Source organism: Arcanobacterium urinimassiliense (assembly GCF_900119495.1).
GTDB lineage: Bacteria > Actinomycetota > Actinomycetes > Actinomycetales > Actinomycetaceae > Arcanobacterium_A > Arcanobacterium_A urinimassiliense.
The window spans coordinates 761,817-779,297 of sequence record NZ_LT632435.1 but is presented as its reverse complement, the minus strand read 5'-3'; the positions used below and the strand labels follow the sequence as shown (position 1 = coordinate 779,297).

The window sequence follows — 17,481 nt, the reverse complement described above, 5'->3', positions numbered from 1 at the left end:
AACATTCCCTACTTTTCTGCGTGCAGTTTTATCGAAGGCGGCAACTGCGGGCTAGGTTGCGCTGCCGAGGGCGGCACTGCAGGAAGTTGCGCCGGAGCTACGGGGGCTAAGAATGCCGAAATGACGGTGGTGAGAGGAATAGCGAGCACCAGTCCAATCGAAGCTACCAAGGTGCGTACTATTTCTTCTGATATCTCCCCTACTAATAAGAAATCGATAAACCCGCGGTCAATAAAAGATGCCGCCATTAGCAAGGGTAGAGCCGTGCCCACATAAGCAAAAGCGAGAGTGTAGACCGTAGAGGCGATATGATCCCGCCCCACCGTCATCCCTTGGCGTATTAAAGAAGACCGCGTGGCATGCGGATTAGCCGCATGGAGTTCCCAGACTGTAGATACCTGCGTAATAGTGACGTCGTTTAATGCACCCAGACCAGCTAGAAGCATGCCAGCCAGCAATATCTGCTGCATCGATATCCCGGGCACCATTCCCGATATGAGTAGAGACTCATGGCTAAAAGTGCCGGTAAGTTTAGCTTGCCCGATAGTTAACCAGGCAGTAAATCCCGTAATAATTAGGCCGGCAAAGGTGCCGAGAATCGCCGTAGTAGTGCGAATAGAAACCCCATGCGCCAAATATATAGAAGCAAACATCATGGCACCGGCACTGAGCACTACTACTAATACCGCATTCTCTCCGCTCAGTAGAGCGGGCATCATAAATAGAACTACTACCCCTAAAGATACGAAAAGCCCCAGCATAGCGGCCAAGCCTTTTCCGCGGGCTACTACCGCCACTACTAGAAGATAGAGCAGTATTAAAAGCAGCATCGGCACGCCGCGCACAAAATCGGCAAATACATAAGAGCCAGCCGCGGCGGTATCGCCTGCTTCCTCTGGCGGTAAATCTGTCTTCGCTCCCTCCGATTGCTGGGCAGAATCCAGAGGTAAATAATCCGCAGTATTCGGGGTATATATAGCGCGTACTTTATCCCCTACAGCTAAACCATTTTCTACTATTTCTAACGGCACGGAAAGAGCTACTTCTTTACCGGCAGTTCTCATTTCCACTGGCGTCTGTCCATATTTATCGGTAGTACCAATATGAGTAACTTCGCCAGTCACTAAAGTACTACCCTCTGCCACCAGCGGCTGCTGAATAATCTCCTGATTTGGCCAACAGTAAATTATTCCGATTAGAGTAAGCACGGCTAGCGGCACCACTAAAGCCGCCAATATGAGGCGCACACGCCGCCGCGCCGAAGGCGGCAGTGAAAGCGCTCCCCCGCCGTGAGAATGACCAGCAATAGGCGTAGAAGAAGCAGAAATAGGGGTAGCCATAGGCTTAAAAGGCCTTAGCAGCCTAATAATTTTCCAGCTAAATAATCTTTAACTTCCGCTACCGGAATCCGAATTTGCTCCATCGTATCGCGATCACGAATAGTGACTGCCTTATCCTCTAAAGAATCGAAATCCACTGTGATGCAGAAAGGAGTACCTATTTCATCCTGCCGGCGGTAGCGCCGCCCCACAGCTCCCGCATCATCGAATTCTACATTCCAGTACTTACGCAGTTCCGCAGCTATTTCGCGCGCCAAAGGAGAGAGTTTCTCAGAGCGAGAAAGCGGTAATACCGCCGCTTTCACCGGCGCTAACCGCGGATCAAGGCGCAGTGAGATACGCGTATCTACTCCGCCTTTAGTATTGGGAGCTTCATCCTCGGTATAAGCCTCTACGAGGAAGGCCATCATCGAACGGGTGAGCCCCGCTGAAGGTTCTACCACATAAGGTACATAGCGCGTACCGGTAGCTTGGTCGAAGTAATCCAAACGCTTACCCGAGGCAGTGGCATGGGCGGAAAGATCATAATCCGTACGATTGGCAATTCCCTCTAGCTCACCAAAATCGCTATTCTGGAAGCCAAAGCGGTATTCAATATCCACTGTGCGCTTCGAATAGTGCGATAGCTTTTCTTTTGGATGCTCATACAGCCGCAGATTTTCTTTCGCAATCCCTAAATCCATATACCAAGCGAGGCGGTCATCGATCCATTTCTGATGCCAGGCCTCATCTTCTCCCGGAGCTACGAAGTATTCGATCTCCATTTGTTCAAATTCGCGTGTACGGAAAATAAAATTCCCGGGCGTAATCTCATTGCGGAAAGATTTTCCTACCTGCGCAATCCCAAAAGGTGGTTTTAAACGAGAAGTGGTGAGCACATTCGCAAAATTCACAAAGATGCCCTGCGCAGTTTCTGGGCGCAAATAGTGCAAACCGGATTCGTCGTCTACGGCTCCTAAATAAGTCTTCAACAAACCGGAAAATGGCTTCGATTCCGTCCATTGCCCGCGCGTACCACAGTTCGGGCACGGCACATCCGCTAGTTCTACTTCTGATTCGGCTTTCTGCTTCCGCGCCGCATAATCTTCTATTAATTCATCTGCCCGAAGGCGCTTATGGCAAGAAGTACATTCGGTGAGCGGATCGGAAAAAGTAGCCACGTGGCCGGAAGCTACCCAGATTTCCCGCGGAAGAATAATAGAAGAATCGAGACCCACTACATCCGCGCGCGAAGTGACGTTAGTGCGCCACCACTGCCGCTTGATATTTTCTTTAAGCTCTACCCCAAGCGGGCCGTAATCCCAAGCAGAGCGGGTGCCGCCGTAAATTTCGCCGGCGGGAAATACGAATCCGCGCCTTTTGGCGAGGGAAATTACCTTATCTAGTTTGGATGGGCCCGGTTTTGCCATTATTAACTCCTTTAAATTTTCGCATCTGGCTGATGCAAAAAATCTTTTTGGCTTTCTGCCAGAGATCACTACTTATAAAATTACCTCTCTGCCTAAGTATTCTACGCAAAATACCGCAGTTTTGCCTTCTCTGACCGGCGCGGAGAAGTGAACTCTATCAATTTTTCTATCTTTCTCCGAGCGCTGCGCTTTTCCGCAAATACTTCCGAGGAATAATCTCCATTTTCTCTATTCAACCCTTTAAACACTCTAAAGACCGTGCCCACTATTCGGAAACACTCTGCCACTTTTCTGCTATTTACGGTAGCATAGTGGAAAAGTCAATAAGCGCTACTATTTCTGGATGGGCACTATGCAACGAATGACGAAACAACGCAGTGCTATTTTCGATTTGCTACATAAGGAAGCAGGATTTCTTTCTGCACAAGAAGTATATGAAAAGTTGCGAGCGCAAGGTAGCGACGTCGGGCTAGCTACCGTATATCGAAATTTGCAGACTCTGGCCGACAATAAGCAGGTCGATGTGCTGCGAGCTGAAGATTCTGATATTCAGCTTTTTCGCTATTGCCGCGAAGATACCCACCACCATCACTTAGTATGCCGCGCTTGCGGGAAGACGGTAGATATAACTTGGAAAGATTTTGAATCTTGGGCACGGCAAATTGCCCAGGAAAATAATTTTTCCTCGGTTTCTCATTCTTTGGAGCTCTACGGCATCTGTGCAGATTGCACACCCGTAAGTGACGCTGAATAAAATCGAATTATTCCATCACATCTTTTATATATATACTTAGCTGCTTTACAAAGCGGCCACCGGAAAACTTTGAAGATTCGGGAGGAAAAATCCATGGAAGAATGCGCTCTACGTCTACCAGTAAAATTAGGGCAGTTTCTAAAAATAGTGAATTGGGCCGAAAGCGGCGGAGAAGCGCGCGCTCTTATTCAATCTGGAGCTGTGGAAGTAAATGGAGCGCCCGAGATACGCCACTCACACCAGTTACAGGAGGGAGATGTGGTGGCGCTAAAAGCAGAAAACGGTATGCCAGCTGCAGCGATTGATACTTATCGGCTGGTGGCACAATAAAATCACCAATGCAAGCTATCAAGCTCTTCCGGGCTATAAAGCTCTTCTAATCTATAAAACCCTTATTGGCTTAAAACCCTTATTGGAGACAATCCCGGCCGAGCAGCACCTTTAGATCACTAAATAAACTCTGGCAATTGCGCACCTGAAAGCGCTCGCCTAGTTCTACCAGTGTAGTAGCTTCTCTCCCTTGCACATGCAGCCGCACTGGCGCTTCCCCTGGATATTGCTGTAGTAAATCCACGAGTCTATTCATCAGCGGCTCGGTGCATATACGCTCTGCAAGGCGTAAATCAACCGGTGTATTATCATTTAATTCTGCGGGCGGGAGGGAAACGCTGCGAGCATTTAGTTGTAAACCACCGTCACGAATAGAAAGACGTGCTTGTACAACTACTACCGAATCCGGCATAAGCAGCGGTGCCACTTTTTGATAAGTAGCTGGGAAACAATTCACTTCTATCGATCCGGTTAGGTCTTCGAGCATTATTGTGGCCCAGACTCGCCCGTTTTTCTTAGAAGTTTTTGTCTGCACAGAAGTAATAATTCCCGCGACTACTACTTCTGCCCCATCTGCTAAGGTACCGTCTTCCACCAAACGCACCACAGTAGTATCGGATACGCGCGCCAGTAAATCTTCCATTCCAGAAAGCGGATGATCCGATACGTAGCGCCCCAGCATTTCCTTTTCCAGATTCAGTTTTTGCTTTTTCTCCCATTCTGGCAAATCGGGGATTTCCACATCGAAGCTGGTCTCCAGTTGAGTTTCTCCCCCTCCAAAGAGATCGAATTGCCCGACTGCTTCATTCTTTTTCACTTCGGAAATTGCCCCGACGGCCTGCTCCACAATGCTGAGTAAAGCGCGGCGCGTACGCCCGAGCGAATCGAAAGCTCCAGCTTTAATTAGTGATTCCAGAGAGCGTTTATTGCAGACAGCTAGGGGCACTTTGTCGAGGAAATCTAAGAAAGAAGTAAAAGCGCCTTTTTCTTCCCGCGCTCGAATTATACCTTCAACAACATTTGCTCCCACATTGCGCACTGCCCCGAGCCCGACGCGAATTTCTTCACCGACTGCCCAGTAGGTAGCTCGTGATTCATTTACATCCGGTATCAATACCGGAATTTGCATCCGGCGGCATTCTGCGAGATAGGAAGCTATTTTATCGGTCTTCCCCATATTGGAAGTGAGAAGAGCTGCCATGAATTCTGCTGGGAAATGAGCTTTCAAATAGGCAGTTTGATAAGAAACCAGCGCGTAGGCTTCCGAATGAGACTTATTGAATGCGTAGGAAGAAAAAGGCACCAAAATTTCCCAAAGCGTATTAATGGAATCTTGTGAATAGCCATTTTTCTCCATGCCGGCTGCAAAACTAGAGAATTGCTTTTGCAGCACATCCGCTTTTTTCTTCCCCATCGCTTTCCGAAGAATATCTGCTTGCCCGAGCGAAAAACCGGCGAGTTTTTGCGCAATCCTCATCACTTGCTCTTGATAAACTATTAAGCCATGTGTCTGCCCGAGAATACTCTCTAAATCCTCAGCTAGCTCCGGATGAATAGGAGTTTTTTCCTGGAGTCCATTTTTCCGCAGCGCATAATTGATATGCGATTTTGCCCCCATCGGCCCGGGGCGATAAAGAGCAGAAACTGCAGAGATATCGGCGAATCTATCCACCTGCATCTGCTTCAGCAAGGCGCGCATTCCACTACTATCCAACTGGAATATCCCCAAAGTATCAGCGCGGCGCACCAACTCGTAGGTTTTTGCATCGTCTAATTCGATATTGTCTATATCAGGTACTTCTTTACCGTTCTCGCTGATATTGCGCAAAGCATCGTTAATTACCGTCAAATTAGAAAGACCGAGAAAATCCATCTTTATTAGCCCGAGTTCTTCGCATTCGGGATACTCAAACTGGGTGAGGATCAGATTATCTTTCACATTTTTCATCAAAGGTATGACGTCTGTAAGTGGCTTGGAAGACATAATTACCGCGCAGGCGTGCACGCCGGTCTGGCGCGTAAGCCCTTCCAAGCGCAGCGCTAAATCATAGACATTTTTCGCATCCGCATCACTATCGATAAGTTCCCGGAACTCTACCCCTTCGGCATAACGGGCGTGGTCTTTATTATAAATATCTTTTACCGGCACCGTCTTACCCATCACATCCGGCGGAAGTGCCTTCGTGAGGCGATCTCCCATTTCATAGGGATAGCCGAGGACGCGCGCTGCATCTTTCAAGGCCTGCTTCGTCTTAATCGTGCCGAAAGTAACCACCTGGGAAACATTATTCTTTCCGTATTTATTCTCCACATAGGCAATCACTTCATCGCGCCGACGATCGTCAAAATCGATATCCAAATCCGGCATAGAAATACGCTCTGGATTGAGGAATCTTTCGAAGAGTAAATCGTGTTTAATAGGGTCAAGCTGCGTAATACCAAGCGCATAAGCCACCATAGAGCCGGCACCGCTGCCGCGCCCGGGTCCAACCCGAATACCTTGTTCGCGCGCCCAACGAATATAATCCGAAACTACTAAGAAATATCCGGGGAAGCCCATCTTCACGATTACTTCTACTTCATAATCGGCTCTTTCTCGTACATGAGCCGGAATCTGCTCCCCAAAACGCCAATGCAGCCCTTTTTCCACTTCCCGAATAAACCAGCTAGTTTCGTTTTCTCCTTCCGGAGTAGGGAAAGTGGGCATATAATTTGCCCCCTCTGCCACCGTCTGAAAAGAAACATCACATCTTTCTGCTATGAGGAGTGTATTGCGGCAAGCTTGCGGATAATCACGGAACAGATCGTACATTTCCGCTGCGGAGCGAATATAGTATCCCGTACCATCAAATTTGAAGCGATCCGGTTCCGAGAGAATTCTTCCCGAATTTACGCACAATAACGCATCTTGCACCGGCGCATCTTCTTTGCGCACATAGTGTGAATCATTAGAAGCCAATAACGGAGCATCTATTTTCTTTGCCAGCTCCAGTAAATCCGTAATTACTCGGCGCTCAATATCGATGCCATGATCCATTATTTCTACGAAAAAATTATTTTTCCCAAATATGTCTTGGAGCTCGCCGGCCGTACGTAAAGCCTCATCCATCTGCCCCAAACGAATCCGAGTCTGTACCGCCCCAGAAGGGCAACCCGTGGTACCAATTAGGCCAGAGTGGTAGCGCTGCAGTAAATCTAAATCCATTCGCGGCCATTTACCGAATTGTCCTTCAATAGAAGCCTGCGAGCTCATCCGAAATAGATTGTGCATGCCCGTATTGTTTTCGCTGAGCAGCGTCATATGAGTATAAGCACCGCGCGCCGATACGTCATCATTTTTCTGCTCCGGCTGCCCCCACTGCACCCGTGTCCGATCAAAACGGGAAGTACCCGGAGTCATATAGGCTTCAATGCCAATGATTGGCTTTACTCCAGCTTTTTGCGCCGCTTTCCAAAATTCAAAAGCTCCATGCATATTGCCGTGATCAGTGATTGCCACTGCCGGCTGGCCTTGGCTTGCCACCTCTTGCACTAAACTATTTATTCGCGAAGCGCCATCGAGCAGGGAATAATCAGTGTGATTATGCAGGTGTACAAAATTTTCTGGTGAAGCCATATTTCCAGTCTAGGGGGTAGAAAATAAAAAACGAAGTTAAAGCGCTCCCGCGCGCATCTGCTCTAGAACTGTCTGCAGTTCGGGGGCGTAGGCAGATTGAAAACTCACATATTTACCGCTTACAGGATGTACAAATCCCAACTTTACGGCGTGCAACCATTGCCGCTCTAAATTTAATTTTTCCGCCAGCACTGGGTCTGCTCCATAGGTAGTATCCCCTACACAAGGGTGATTGAGCGCCGCCATATGTACCCTAATTTGGTGGGTGCGCCCCGTTTCTAAATTTATAGAAAGTAAAGTGGCACCAGCCATTGCTTCGAGAGTGTCATAGTGCGTAATGGCATGCTTTCCTCCCTCTTGCACGCCCATCTTCCACTGTTGGCGGTAGTCACGTGCAATCGGCGCATCAATAGTGCCGAATAACGGATCAGGATGCCCCTGCACTAAGGCATGATAAGTCTTATCTACAGATCGTTCTTTGAAAGCGCGTTTTAAATAAGAATAGGCTTTCTCCGATTTCGCCACCACCATACAACCACTCGTCCCCACATCGAGACGATGCACTATCCCCTGCCGTTCCGGCGGGCCGGAAGTGGTGAGTTTAATTCCCATGGCCAGTAGAGCTCCCAATACGTCTGGACCGGCAAAATTAAGAGAAGCGTGGGCAGCGACTCCCGCCGGTTTATCGACCACCACGATATCCTCATCCTGGTAAATGATTCCTAAATTGGGGACGGGGGTGGGCACCGGTTCAAAAGTGGCAGGTGCCGGAATATCAGCTTCCAGTATCTGCTCACCACTAAAGCGAAAAGCCGCTTTAGTAATTATTTCTCCATCGACGCGGGTATTTCCTTCCTCAATGAGAGCTGCAGCTTTACTACGGGAAATTCCGGCAAAGCGGGCAAGTACCGCATCTAAACGCTGTTGCGCAAAATCAGCTGGTACCGGATACACTTTTTTCACCAATTTACTGCTGCCCTCCTTTCGCGGTTACCGCTGTGGAATTATGCTGCCGCCCTGCCCATAGCTCCCAGAGTAAAAATAAAATTACTCCCAGCACTAGCACAATATCGGCTATATTGCCCACAAACCAACCGTTGTAGTTAATAAAATCTACTACTTTTCCACTTCCAATCTGGGTACCGCGCGCTAGGCGATCTCCGAGATTTCCCGCTGCTCCCGCCCAGATAAAAGTAAGAGCTAATATCGGCAGCGTACGCTGATACTGCCTTATGAGCAGGGGCATTGCTAGCACCACTAAAGCCGCTAAAACGGTGAATATCCATGGCTTATCCGCTCCGAAAGAAAAAGCTGCACCTGCGTTATGCACTAACTGCAGACTGAGGAAATCACCAAAAATCGGTAGCCGCGCTCCCGAACTCAAACGAGTGAGCGCCCACGCCTTACTCAGCTGGTCAATTAAAATTAATACTCCCCACAGCAGCAAAATTACTATCCAGGCGGATTTACTTTTTCGCACGGCTATATTCTAGCAATGTAAAAGGGAGGGCGCGCTTTCGCACCCTCCCTTTTTAGAAAAAATTTCGCCAACTAATTAAATATCAGAGCCTTGCGGATTCTGCGAATTTACATTGTTGAGCAAAGACTCCAGATAGCTCTTCAGGCGCGTGCGATAATCTCGCTCAAAATCACGCAGCTCAGAAATCTTGTGCTCCATCACAGAACGCTCTTCTTCCAACTTAGCCACGGTGCGGCTGCGGTTCTCTTCCGTTTCTTTTCGAATCCGGTTGCACTCTACTTCCGCTTCGGCAATCAATCGCTCGGATTCCGCCTTACCGTTCGCCACATATTCATCATGCAGCTTCTGGGCGAGCGCTAATACGCCAGTAGCGTTTTCGGCATTTTCCTGTACCACAGCTGCCTGCGGCAAAGTGGAATCAGCCGCACTCGCCACCGGAACTGCCACATCCGGAGTGGCCTCACCGGCATTCTCCAATTCAGTAATGCGCGCTTCCGCCGCCTGCAGCTTCTCAGTTAATTCATTCTTTTCCCGCGTTAAATGCGCAATGGTTTCAGCCACTTCGTCGAGGAAATAATCGACCTCATCTTGGTCATATCCTTCATCAGCGCGTTTTGGTTCCTTGAAGCGCATATTGACGACGTCGTATTCCGTCAGCAATGCCATAATGTTACCTCATGTCTCAGTTTGGATTGCCTGGCTAACGCTTCTTCCAGAGCTCACTGAGCTTTGCTAAACGCGCCTGCTGGCAAAAGGATTACTTATATTTCTTATCACATTTTTATAACATTTATCTACTTCTCTAGATAAACACTACTATAACCAGCACTTTTACAATTTAATTCGCTTAAGCTTCAGTCACGCTGGCACCGCTGCGATCCAATATATTCTTAATATCGCGGAAAGCCGTGTAGTTAGCTACTACCTCAATTTTCCCCATTGGCAAAGCGGTTAAAGCGGCAGCAGGAGATTCCACCACTTGCGGTGTTATCCCCACTTTCTCTAAACATTCCTGCATCTCCGCCACTGCTTCTCCACTGATATAAACCGGCATTCCCCCAATTTTTTCCGGCAATACTCCAAAATCTATATCCCGCAGCCAAGAAGCATCTTCTCCGTCTGGTACCTGCGCATTTACTGCCAAAAGTAAAGCTTGCGCGGTTTCTACCGTACGCAAAGTTTCCTGCCAGCCGGCCGGATTTTTCGCCAGTAACATGCGGATATTTTTCTCTCCCCACTGATAACGCCCATAGCGCCCCGCCACACTGGTAATTTTTGCGATTTCTGGCAAAGAAATCTCCGGAGCTACTCCCAGTACTGCTGCTGCCGCTACTGCTTGCGCCGCATTTCCCCGGTTATACTCCCCCGGAAGCCGAAGCTGCAGTGGATAGCGCTGCACAGTGCCATCTTGCTGGCGATGCAGCAAAGATTCTCCTTCTACCCACCATTCTGGCTCTGGACGGCGATACTTATCTCCCACCTGCCACTGGGCGCCACAGCGCTCTACCTTGCCGCCGAGCGGAAAATCTTGCGAATCGGCTTCCCACTGTGCCCCTGCTGCTACCCACACTACCGAGGGGTGATCCCAAACGGCAGCGGCAATAAGCGGATCATCACAGTTAGCTATTACGGTAGCTTGCGGATAGCGGGCAATGCTCTGCGCAATGCGCTTCTGCACATGAGCCGGAGAACCCACTCGATCTAACTGGTCACGCGTAAGGTTCAACAGTACAAAAACTCCCGGATGTACCATATCGGCTACTATGCCGAGGTGCATTTCGTCTATTTCGAGAGCCGCAAAGGGCGCTTGGGGATTTTCCAGCAAGGCCGCACTGACTCCGGATTCCATATTATCTCCGTGATCGTTATACGCCGTCGGAGCGGTGGCACGAAGCGCAAAGTTGAGCATCCTCGTAGTCGTAGACTTGCCATTCGTGCCCGTCACCAATGCCACCTGCATAGAACGCGAAATTTTTTGCGTAATATCGCTGTCTATAAAGCTGGCTACGCGCCCACCGATTACCCCACCGGCCCCGCGGCCCAGCCGCCGTGAAATTTGGGCGGCACTGCGCCCGGCACAGATAGCCGCGCGCGCCCGGAGACTCAATTGCGAAGAAGTAGAATTAGCAGCAGAAAATTGCATAGGAACCTTCTTTACGAACGATTCGCAAAGGCGAATCTTTTATAAAACATCGGCTTATTCTAGAGCGACTACTAAGTATTTGCCTAGCGAAAAACAACTAGAAAATGTGTAATAAAGATTGCAGTATCTTTAGACCACCATAGAGCACGACAAAACCGACATCTAAAGAGATATTACCGAGCCGCACGGGAGGTATATAGCGCCCTAAGAAACGGAGTGGCGGGTCGGTGAGACGATAAATCAGATTAGAAATTACCAGTATTATTCCCGCCGGGCGCCAATCTCGATTAAGGATTTGTACTAAATCAATAATTACTCTGCCAATTAGCACCAGTAGGTACAGTTCCAGTAACCAATACAGAAGCAGAATGACGTAGGTCATATGCTACTTTCTTTTTAATCTCGCCTCAGCGAGCAAAATCATGCTCGTTATTTAAGCCGCGGGAATCAATTTTCACTGCACAAGGCGTCAGCAAAAAGACATCTTCCGAAATACGGGAAAATACTCCTTCGAGGCCAAAGCAAAGACCCAGCGCAAAATCCACAATACGCGCCCGCTCTGCATCGGAAGCCTTGCTGAGATTGAGAATTACCGGACAACCTGCTCGAAACTCTACGGCAAATTCCTTTATTTCGTGATAATCCGCTACCCACATAGTGACGATTCGCGATACTTCCGTGCTGTCTACTGGGCGAATAGGCGAGATATCTGCGTTCTCGCTTTCGTCGTAGTATTCTTCATCGCTGAAGTCGTCGTATTCTTCACCTTCGTAGGCGTAATCGTCATCCGCCACCGCAGCTTTTTGACTTAGCCGATCCAGAAAACCCATAGCTTCCCCCTCGCTCCATTAACTTAAAACTATTCCATAAAAGATATGAAAGGCATATCTTCCCTGGTGTGTCTTCGCTTTACTGCTACCTATTCGTCGATCTAATTCGTTAATCTACTCGTCTTCTTCAAAAAGGAAATCGGGAATATCTAAATCAGGCCGACGCGGCTCCGCTTCGTCTTCCAGAATCGGCGGAATATTAGTGATTTCTACTTCCTCATCTCCACCGAAAGCATTACTGCCGGCAGTAGCTTGCGGAGAAAGCGGCGTGGCAATACCTGCGCTTTGAGCTGCAGCACTCTCTGGAGAAATGTGCTCATGGGTAGCCAGCGGAGTTGATTTTTCAGTGCGAGAATTCGCTTGCCCGCTCTCGGCACTTCCCGTCGCTAAAAATTCTTCACTCTCGTCGAAGCCGGCCGCGATTACGGTAATGCGGAGCTCATCTCCCAGCGCCTCATCAATGGTGAGGCCAACTATAATATTGGCGTTCGGATCCACGGCTTCTTTCACCATCTGCAAGGCGGCCGAGTACTCCGCCAACCCTAGATCAGTAGAGGCCGTAAAGACTAGCAATACTCCGTGTGCGCCATCAATACGCGCTTCGAGAAGCGGCGAAGAAATAGCGTTTTCGGTAGCCCGGATAGCCCGCTCTTCTCCCGAAGCCGAGCCAATTCCCATTAGGGCGGTGCCAGCATCTTTCATAATGGCTTTGACGTCTGCGAAATCTAGATTAATTTCGCCAGGTTTAGTGATGAGATCAGAAATTCCGCGCACGCCGGAATGAAGAATTTCATCAGCTAAGCGGAAAGCTTCCAAAATCCCAATGTCGGAATCAGAAATCTGGAGCAGCCGGTCATTCGGAATTACTATTAAAGCATCCACTGCCTTACGCAATTCGGTAATACCAAAATTCGCATTACGAGTGCGCTGTAAACCTTCATTGCTGAAAGGGCGGGTAACTACGCCGATAGTAAGCGCACCTAAATCGCGCGCCTCATTAGCTACGATTGGAGCAGCACCAGTACCAGTGCCGCCACCTTCGCCAGCCGTCACGAAGACCATATCGGCTCCTTCGAGCGCATCACGCACGATGTCGATATTTTCTTCCGCTGCCCGCGCTCCTACCGAAGGATCAGCTCCGGCACCTAAGCCGTTCGACACATTTCGGCCAATATCAATTTTAGTTTCGGCTTCGGAGATAGCCAAAGACTGCGCATCAGTATTTACAGCTATGAATTCCACTCCGGCTAAGCCGTCTTCAATCATCCGATTTACTGCATTTACGCCGCCGCCGCCAACTCCGACGACCTTGATATTAGCCATATTGTTCATAACGGATATCCTTATAATCTAAAACCTCAAGTTAAACTTGAAGAATTCTTCGTCTAATCTCGCCCAGAAGATAGAGGGGAATAAGCCGGATTGCAATGATTTAAACGGTGTGTCGAAAATTTCCTGCCGGCAATTTTGCTACAGCAGAAAAATATAGCGCGAATTATCCGCAGGACTGAGAGAGGCGCGGGAAGGAAATTATTGTGTGACGGGGAAATTATTGGGTGACGGGAGAAGCTGGAATCGATACGTCGATAAGCTGCTTATTCTCCCCTAATAGCAGCCGCAGTATCTGCGCTTTTAGCTGGCCTTCATCTGATTTGCCCCAAATTACGCGCCGCGAATCATCTAAGGTAAAGGCAATTTGATATCCGCTACTTATTTCTATTGTGCGCACTTTTCCGTGCAGATCCCCTAAATCTGCCACTACTTGCCGCGCGGCTTCTACGGCCGCTTCTTTCTCCACATCTGCTGGGAGCGGGCCAAGATGCGGCAGAGTATCTAGTACATTAGGCGGTAAATCGAGAGTTTGCCCGCTCCGAGATACAGCTTTACACTCATTGCCATTCACTAGGCAAAAAGCTGGTACCTCACTCTGCAGAGCGATTTTTAAGTTACCGCGCAGTGAAGCTTTGAGCTGTGCCTTATCCACCTCGGGCAGTTTCTCTAAATCGGCTTTTAGCCCCGAGTGGCTAATTAATAAAAGCGAATCTCCTTTATGCTTTTCTACCACTTCTTGCACTTGCGCGACTTTAATGAGAGATCCATCTTCCACACCCGTGATTTCTACCTTTTGCGGATTAAGACGCAGTAAAGGCGAGAAGAAGAGAATCCAAACTAATAGCAGAGCAAAGAGAGCTACCCCCACTCCGATTCCTATTCTGCGCAGATATTTACGGCGCCTATCCGCTTTACGCTCAGCACGGCGAGCCGCTAAAGATACGATATCGGGGCTCGCAGTTTTTCTTTCCGTTCCGCGGAACGGCAAGGCAATTTTTTGCGCGCCTTTCCGCAAAGAAGAAGTTACTTGCTGAAAAACTTTGCCACTGGTTTCGCCTACTTCTTTTCGGGCGAGTTTTTTCGCTCTGCCTTGCTGCGAATCTGTACCTTGCTGCAAATCCTTGCCTTGCTGCGGCTCGGTATCGGCTGACTGGGCACGGCGCAGACTGCGCGGAAAAGATAATTTTTCTAAGCGCTTCCCCACCGCCACCGCGAAATTCTTTCTTTCTGCCGAGATATTTTGCTTAGCTAGCAGGCCTTTTTTCACTAAATTATCTTGCTTAGCTAGCTCATCCCGCCTCGCGAACATATCCTGCCCTGCGAGCGATTCTTCTTCCACCACGCTGCTCGTCAGATAGGAATCTTCTGCGTCAATATATAAATTCTCGCTAGATTTCGGCAAAGGAGCAGTGGGCACAGTATCTGGATATAACTCTGGCGGTTCGGGCGGATTAATTTCTCCCCCCTGCCCCGGCGCGCTAGCCAGATTGCCGGCGCTCAATCTATCACTAAAATGCGCCTTATTCGCAGTACTGGCTTTACCAGTAGCGCCAATCTTATTAGCAGCGCCGCTCTTATTTCCGGGTGTGAGCCGGCGCGGTTTGCGCGGAGGTTGAGGAGCTTTCACAGTGCGTTTCCCTCCTCTGGCATTCGGGGTGCCGGATTTTCGGCGGAGGTGACACTATGAGCAGCAATGCCTAGATTATGCGCCCTATTCTTATCTCCCAAATTTGCTTCCAAAACTTGGAAAATTACTGGCGCCAGTTCCGTCACGTCTCCGGCCCCTATCGTCAAAATAAAATCTCCCGCTTTAGCTCCGGCAGCTATTTCTCTGGCCGCCGCCTCTTTATCGGGAATAAAAGCTGCTCCGGGCAACTGCTCCGTAATAATATTCCCCTCTGTTCCCGCGTCCGGCGTTTCTCGCGCCGCATATACGCTGGTAACCACTACGCTATCAGCAATCTGTAAGGCTTGCGCAAAACGAGCAGCAAAATTATAGGTGCGAGAATAAAGATGTGGCTGAAAAAGCACCCGTAATTTACCGGAACAAAGCTGGCGCGCAGTATGCAGAGTAGCTGCGATTTCCGTCGGGTGGTGTGCATAGTCATCGAGGATAGTCACTCCACCTATCTCTCCCCGCAGTTCAAAACGGCGCGCTGCCCCCGGAAAAGCTCCCAAGGCTTGCGCCATTTCCGCTCCTGGCACACCCAACTCATAACCCGCTGCCCAAGCTGCAGCAGCGTTTAAGAGCATATGTTCGCCCGGCACCTGCAGCTGTAATTCCATTTTTTCCACTCCCAACTCGGGAGCAGAAATAAAGCCTTTATTACTTATCTGCAAAGTATCAGAGCGCTCTATAGATAAACTACCGGGGCAAATATGTATATGTGCCTCCCCGATTGGCTGCGCTATTTTCTGCACACCATAAGTCCAGACACGCCGACCCGCCTGTGCCGCTTGGGAAGCTAAATGCGCTGCGCCCGGGTCATCTGTATTAGTTATAAGCAGCCCGCCCGGCACTATGCGCTCAGTAAAATCAAAGAAAGCTTGCGCAAATTTTTCTTTAGTGCCGTAGAAATCCAGATGGTCTACTTCTACATTGGTGACAATAGCAATCCGCGGTCGATAGTTCAGGAAAGAACCGTCCGATTCATCGGCTTCCGCTACGAATACCCGCCCTTTGCCGAGTTTTCCCCCGGATTTTCCGTGCGGTAAATTAGCACCTACTGCATAGGAAGGATCGCAGCCGAGCTTCTCTAAAGCTGTAGCCAGCATCGCCGAAGTAGTAGTCTTTCCATGCGCCCCAGCTACCGCAATAAAATCGTGCTCACCTGCCACTAATGCTAAGGCCTGCGAACGATGCAGTATCGGCTGGGAACGCTTTTGCGCGATTTGTAGCTCGGGATTGCTACTCTTTATAGCAGAAGAAATAACTATCTGTGCATCTGCCGGCACTTGTTCCGCGCGTTGCCCGATATAGACTTTTATGCCTTGCTGGGCTAAGCGCCGCGTATTATTCGAAGCACTTCTATCTGATCCGCTCACCTCGTGGCCGGCTGCTTGTAATAAATCAGCCAGCACCGACATTCCGGCTCCCCCGATTCCCATTAAATAGAATTTCATCCGATTATCTCCACTATCCGCTGCGCCAATACCGCAGCCCCGTCTAAGGGAGCTACCGCGCGCGCCGCAGCTGCCATAGCTGGTAGTTTATGGGCAGTAAAGAGTGGTAATGCCTGCGCCTGCAGCCATTCCCTAGTAAAATCGGCATTGCTGACTAGTAACGCTCCCCCGGAATTGACGACATCTTGGGCGTTGAGCGCCTGCTCACCATTGCCAATAGGGAGCGGCACAAATACGGCGGGAATTCCCAAAGCAGAAATTTCCGCTACCATTCCGGCTCCCGCCCGAGTAATCACCAAATCAGCCAGCGCATAAGCTTTTTCCATATCCGCTAAATACTCAATTACGTGATACCTCTGGAGAGAAACACCAGATTTTTCTAAAATTTCTTTTACGGCGGCCGCTTTTCCTTTTCCGCTAATGTGCAACACCTGAATGCCATGCCCTAAAATAGCACTACTAGCCTGGGCCACTACTTCATTTATATGTACCGCCCCGGAGGAACCGCCCGTCACCACCAGCGTAGGCAAATCTGGATCTAGATTAAATTCGCGCGCAGCGCTGCCGCGCAGTTCTTCCCGATAAGCAGTATCAGTAGCTAAACGCGCAATCTCGGCGCGAAGTGGTAAACCAGTAGTGAGGGTATCACCTCGGCGCGCCCGTAAATCAGTGGAAGGAAAAGTGAGCGCCACCAGAGCGGCAAAGCGCGCGCCCAATTTATTTGCTAAACCAGCGCGGGCATTCGCCTCGTGCACCACCACGGGAATATGGAGCTTTTTTGCCGCTAAATACATGGGCGCCGAAGCGTAACCACCGAAACCCACCACCACAGCTGCCTGCTTTTCTATTAGCAGTTCTCGGCAGCTGCGCACAGTTGCCTGAAAAGCCTGCGGGAAACGTAGTAAATCTGCGTTAAAACGGCGCGGAAAAGGGGTGCGAGGAATAGTCGCTAAAGGAAATCCAGCTGCCGGCACCAGCTCAGTTTCTAAACCTTTTTTCGTACCCACTGCGGTGATTTGCAGTTGTGAATCTAGTTCTTGCAAGGCATGCGCCGTGGCTAAAAGTGGATTCACGTGCCCAGCTGTGCCACCACCGGCGAGAAGTACCGACAATTTTTTCCCCAT

General features: G+C 49.4%; 15 protein-coding genes. 2 read left to right on the top strand and 13 right to left on the bottom strand.

Going from position 1 to position 17,481, the window contains the following annotated elements; translation table 11 throughout:
• Positions 1 to 8: 8 nt before the first annotated feature.
• Together BQ7117_RS03510 and BQ7117_RS03505 are read right to left on the bottom strand one after the other, a co-directional pair.
• Entirely contained in the window at positions 9 to 1,340 is a 1,332-nt protein-coding gene (locus BQ7117_RS03510) for a YibE/F family protein (RefSeq protein ID WP_073996217.1), read from the bottom strand.
• Between the two features lie 14 nt (positions 1,341 to 1,354).
• Positions 1,355 to 2,749, bottom strand: coding sequence for a glycine--tRNA ligase (locus tag BQ7117_RS03505; protein WP_073996216.1), 1,395 nt, complete (start codon positions 2,747 to 2,749; stop codon positions 1,355 to 1,357).
• Between the two features lie 343 nt (positions 2,750 to 3,092).
• Between BQ7117_RS03505 and BQ7117_RS03495 the strand changes: the two genes are divergently transcribed.
• Positions 3,093 to 3,503 (top strand): Fur family transcriptional regulator, encoded by a 411-nt coding sequence (locus BQ7117_RS03495; RefSeq protein ID WP_337189419.1) that lies wholly within the window; start codon positions 3,093 to 3,095, stop codon positions 3,501 to 3,503.
• Positions 3,504 to 3,596: 93 nt separating this feature from the next.
• Positions 3,597 to 3,833: an RNA-binding S4 domain-containing protein gene (locus BQ7117_RS03490; RefSeq protein WP_073996214.1), complete on the top strand. Its 237-nt coding sequence runs from the start codon at positions 3,597 to 3,599 to the stop codon at positions 3,831 to 3,833.
• A gap of 79 nt (positions 3,834 to 3,912) precedes the next feature.
• On the opposite strand, the gene dnaE is transcribed toward BQ7117_RS03490, so the two are convergent.
• The 11 genes from dnaE to murG form a co-directional block, all read right to left on the bottom strand.
• Positions 3,913 to 7,449: a DNA polymerase III subunit alpha gene (dnaE, locus tag BQ7117_RS03485; protein ID WP_073996213.1), complete on the bottom strand. Its 3,537-nt coding sequence runs from the start codon at positions 7,447 to 7,449 to the stop codon at positions 3,913 to 3,915.
• A gap of 36 nt (positions 7,450 to 7,485) precedes the next feature.
• Positions 7,486 to 8,412: an RluA family pseudouridine synthase gene (locus tag BQ7117_RS03480; RefSeq protein ID WP_073996965.1), complete on the bottom strand. Its 927-nt coding sequence runs from the start codon at positions 8,410 to 8,412 to the stop codon at positions 7,486 to 7,488.
• Positions 8,413 to 8,416: 4 nt separating this feature from the next.
• Positions 8,417 to 8,929, bottom strand: coding sequence for a signal peptidase II (gene lspA, locus BQ7117_RS03475; protein ID WP_161939415.1), 513 nt, complete (start codon positions 8,927 to 8,929; stop codon positions 8,417 to 8,419).
• Positions 8,930 to 9,004: 75 nt separating this feature from the next.
• Entirely contained in the window at positions 9,005 to 9,595 is a 591-nt protein-coding gene (locus BQ7117_RS03470) for a DivIVA domain-containing protein (RefSeq protein ID WP_073996212.1), read from the bottom strand.
• A gap of 181 nt (positions 9,596 to 9,776) precedes the next feature.
• Positions 9,777 to 11,072 (bottom strand): MurT ligase domain-containing protein, encoded by a 1,296-nt coding sequence (locus BQ7117_RS03465; protein WP_073996211.1) that lies wholly within the window; start codon positions 11,070 to 11,072, stop codon positions 9,777 to 9,779.
• 97 nt (positions 11,073 to 11,169) lie between these two features.
• Complete coding sequence (locus BQ7117_RS03460; protein ID WP_073996210.1) at positions 11,170 to 11,454, bottom strand: YggT family protein; 285 nt, start codon at positions 11,452 to 11,454, stop codon at positions 11,170 to 11,172.
• 25 nt (positions 11,455 to 11,479) lie between these two features.
• Complete coding sequence (locus BQ7117_RS03455) at positions 11,480 to 11,902, bottom strand: cell division protein SepF (RefSeq protein WP_073996209.1); 423 nt, start codon at positions 11,900 to 11,902, stop codon at positions 11,480 to 11,482.
• Positions 11,903 to 12,016: 114 nt separating this feature from the next.
• Complete coding sequence (ftsZ, locus tag BQ7117_RS03450) at positions 12,017 to 13,234, bottom strand: cell division protein FtsZ (RefSeq protein ID WP_073996208.1); 1,218 nt, start codon at positions 13,232 to 13,234, stop codon at positions 12,017 to 12,019.
• Between the two features lie 217 nt (positions 13,235 to 13,451).
• Positions 13,452 to 14,861, bottom strand: a complete 1,410-nt coding sequence (locus BQ7117_RS03445; RefSeq protein ID WP_073996207.1) for a cell division protein FtsQ/DivIB — start codon at positions 14,859 to 14,861, stop codon at positions 13,452 to 13,454.
• Positions 14,858 to 16,357 (bottom strand): UDP-N-acetylmuramate--L-alanine ligase, encoded by a 1,500-nt coding sequence (murC, locus tag BQ7117_RS03440; protein ID WP_073996206.1) that lies wholly within the window; start codon positions 16,355 to 16,357, stop codon positions 14,858 to 14,860. The genes BQ7117_RS03445 and murC overlap by 4 nt, the downstream gene beginning before the upstream one ends.
• On the bottom strand, positions 16,354 to 17,481 hold the full coding sequence (gene murG / locus BQ7117_RS03435; RefSeq protein WP_073996205.1) for an undecaprenyldiphospho-muramoylpentapeptide beta-N-acetylglucosaminyltransferase: 1,128 nt from the start codon (positions 17,479 to 17,481) through the stop codon (positions 16,354 to 16,356). Before murG ends, murC begins: the two co-directional genes overlap by 4 nt.

What these genes read in the sequence shown, in the direction of transcription:
- BQ7117_RS03510 (WP_073996217.1), bottom strand. Translation starts at nt 1,340, where the DNA reads ATGGCTACCCCTATTTCTGCTTCTTCTACGCCTATTGCTGGTCATTCT.
- BQ7117_RS03505 (WP_073996216.1), bottom strand. Translation starts at nt 2,749, where the DNA reads ATGGCAAAACCGGGCCCATCCAAACTAGATAAGGTAATTTCCCTCGCC.
- BQ7117_RS03495 (WP_337189419.1), top strand. Translation starts at nt 3,093, where the DNA reads ATGGGCACTATGCAACGAATGACGAAACAACGCAGTGCTATTTTCGAT.
- BQ7117_RS03490 (WP_073996214.1), top strand. Translation starts at nt 3,597, where the DNA reads ATGGAAGAATGCGCTCTACGTCTACCAGTAAAATTAGGGCAGTTTCTA.
- dnaE (WP_073996213.1), bottom strand. Translation starts at nt 7,449, where the DNA reads ATGGCTTCACCAGAAAATTTTGTACACCTGCATAATCACACTGATTAT.
- BQ7117_RS03470 (WP_073996212.1), bottom strand. Translation starts at nt 9,595, where the DNA reads ATGGCATTGCTGACGGAATACGACGTCGTCAATATGCGCTTCAAGGAA.
- BQ7117_RS03465 (WP_073996211.1), bottom strand. Translation starts at nt 11,072, where the DNA reads ATGCAATTTTCTGCTGCTAATTCTACTTCTTCGCAATTGAGTCTCCGG.
- BQ7117_RS03460 (WP_073996210.1), bottom strand. Translation starts at nt 11,454, where the DNA reads ATGACCTACGTCATTCTGCTTCTGTATTGGTTACTGGAACTGTACCTA.
- BQ7117_RS03455 (WP_073996209.1), bottom strand. Translation starts at nt 11,902, where the DNA reads ATGGGTTTTCTGGATCGGCTAAGTCAAAAAGCTGCGGTGGCGGATGAC.
- ftsZ (WP_073996208.1), bottom strand. Translation starts at nt 13,234, where the DNA reads ATGAACAATATGGCTAATATCAAGGTCGTCGGAGTTGGCGGCGGCGGC.
- murC (WP_073996206.1), bottom strand. Translation starts at nt 16,357, where the DNA reads ATGAAATTCTATTTAATGGGAATCGGGGGAGCCGGAATGTCGGTGCTG.
- murG (WP_073996205.1), bottom strand. Translation starts at nt 17,481, where the DNA reads ATGGGGAAAAAATTGTCGGTACTTCTCGCCGGTGGTGGCACAGCTGGG.